This window comes from Gemmatimonadales bacterium, assembly GCA_030697825.1.
Taxonomy (GTDB): Bacteria; Gemmatimonadota; Gemmatimonadetes; order Gemmatimonadales; family JACORV01; genus JACORV01.
The window spans coordinates 1-2,041 of the sequence record JAUYOW010000205.1; the positions used below are offsets into that span (position 1 = coordinate 1).

Sequence of the window (2,041 nt, forward strand, 5' to 3'; positions counted from 1 at the left end):
GCGTGATGAGGCCGTGGCGACTGCGGCGGCCGCGCCGGATCTGCCGACCACGCTCCTGCCGGGCACCATCGTTTCGGCCGAGGTCGCCGGCGCGAGCGCGCGGCTCGTGCAGCGGATCGAGGCCGCACAGACGCGCGTGGAAACGGTCCAAAAGGTGGGCGCAGAGACGATCCGCACGACCGAACACCGCGCAGAAGAGCTGGACGCGCACGCGGCCGAGCTGCGGCTGCGGCGGCAACTCATCCTCACTGGCCAGCAGGCGCGCGGAGACCTGCTCGGCCTTGCCGCCGCCTGGCTCGCCGTGGCCACGTCGTTTTTCATGGCGGTCTGGCGCCGTCGCCACGCGCGACCCAACCCGCCTCCCCTCGCCGGCGGCTCCGGCACCGCCCCGGGCGGGGATGAGGCGTTTATCCAGGGCGTCTCGGCCCAGCAGCGGCAGGCTGCGCGCGACCAGCAACGGCACCATGACTGGCGCATTGATCCGCGGCGCGCCCGCACGGCGGATGCGGTCTACCGCACGTGGCGAACCGCGCTGACGGAGGCCGGCCCCAATGCCGTGCTTATTTTGCGAGCACACGACCTGGCGGAGCGCGCCGGTGTGACGGCGTTCCGCCTCCTGTCGGTCGTGCATCCCGTCAGCGCCCGGCTGCGCGCGGAGGGTCATTTGCCGGTTCGCCTGGCGACGGCTGGGGAATCCATGCGGATGGCCTGGGCTCGCCGCCGCGGGCGCGAGCCGCGTCGCAGCGTGGTCCCGGACAGCCGGTATCGCGCGGTGAACACGTGGATCGAGCGCGTCATGACCGGCGGCCCCATGCCCTCGACATATTTCGCCCCGCGTCTGGCCGCCGACGGGCATCACGAGCTCTACCGCTTCGGAACGAAAGCGGTGCGGCTGTTCGTGGGCACCGGCGAGGGCCGCGTGTGGGCGGAAGACGAAATGTTCGCCGATGGCACGAGAGGATTCATCTACTGGCTGAAACTCGACGCGCCGGGGCAGGAGGACATTCCGCTCGTGGGTTACGGCCTGTTCAAGGACGGGCAGTTCCTGAAGCGGCCGGTACGGCAGCCATTCGGCCGCAGCGACTTGCCGGGGCATTTCGGCCGTGTGAGCGCCCGCGCGCTGCGTGATCAATATCTGCTCCACTATTTGCTGACCGGTTTCCAAGTTCCTGAGCCGCAGCTCGTGCACTTGGACAATCGCGGCCGCGATTACCTGTTCTCGGTGAACGGCCACGGGGTTGCGGTGTCCACCGCCATGCAATGGCGCCACCAGCCTGTGCTCCGTGAAGCGGTGGAATTCGCGCAGGGCGTTCGCGGAGTCCGTTATTGGGCGGCGCCGGAGGGGCGGAAAGCATTTCCGCTGGCGAGCGTCGCGCTGACCCGTCGAGGGCACGTCGTCAGCAGTCCGCAGTCCTCCATGCGGTGGTACGATGCGCGCCGGTTCGCCAACCGTGATCTGCCGCAACCTCGGAAGCTGCCCCTCGCGCACCTCGTGACGTTCTTGCTGTCAGGGCACGCGCCGCCGCCGGATGTGTTCGCCCCCTTGGATCGGCTTGGCATGGAGCGGTTGTATCTGGTGGGCCGCCACGATATCCGGCTCTCTATCGGAAAGCGGTACCACGGACGCGGCGAGATCGTGCGCAGGCCGTGGACGGCGCCGAACGGTGACCGCGGCGTGATGTACGTCCGGCAGCAGCCGGAGACGCCCGAGCTGTCCGTTGTCGCGTATGCACTGTTCCACGACGGCGCGTTTCTCACTTCCCCGGTCCGGTATCTCTTCGGGTTGTCCGTCGAGTATGAAGCGAATTGGCCCAACGCTGACCGGGAGGAGGTGATCGAGCTCCTGTATTTTCTCGCGAGTGGCCAGCGCATGCCGGCGATGGCGCCGGTTCGACTGGACAGCAGCGGGAATGACATCCTGTATTGGGTCCGCAAACATCCCGTCTACCCATACGTGAGCGAAGCCTTGGGCAAGCACACGCTGCTGCGGGAAGCGGTGGAATTTTCTCCTGGCACGCGCGGGGTCCGATATTGGACAAGG

1 protein-coding gene is annotated in these 2,041 nt (G+C 68.0%); it reads left to right on the forward strand.

All coding sequences use genetic code 11. The annotated features are described in order from the left end of the window. Nucleotides 1–13: 13 nt before the first annotated feature. A partial coding sequence (locus Q8Q85_10920; GenBank protein MDP3774764.1) for a hypothetical protein occupies nt 14–2,041 on the forward strand: 2,028 nt, incomplete at its 3' end.